Source organism: Achromobacter sp. SIMBA_011 (assembly GCF_046535435.1).
Classification (GTDB): Bacteria; Pseudomonadota; Gammaproteobacteria; order Burkholderiales; family Burkholderiaceae_B; genus Achromobacter; species Achromobacter dolens.
In genome coordinates, this window is sequence record NZ_JAWRWN010000967.1 from 1 (window position 1) to 248 (window position 248).

At 60.5% G+C, this 248-nt stretch carries 1 pseudogene; it reads left to right on the forward strand.

Annotation, left to right across the window (positions count from 1 at the left end):
• Window positions 1–22: 22 nt before the first annotated feature.
• Window positions 23–248 (forward strand): annotated as a pseudogene (locus SB816_RS33875) (hypothetical protein); the annotation flags it as partial.

Consider the following 248-nt stretch of genomic DNA (forward strand, 5'->3'; position numbering starts at 1 on the left):
GCCGCTTACGAAAGGCGAGTTCGTGACATTGCCGAGCGCGAAGGTCCGTGCGCTGTCCGTTGAACATTATATGGCGCTGGGCACTGTGCGGGCTGGTCATGGGCGAGAAGAGCAAATCAGTGCTCTGCTACGAGTGGTCTGCCTCACGTCTTATATGCGCAACGAGACCGGCGCAGGTGCGGATTTGAGTATGTATCGGCAAGCCGAAGCTGCGCTGGACGCGTGCGTTGCATGCGCGGAGCAGGGCG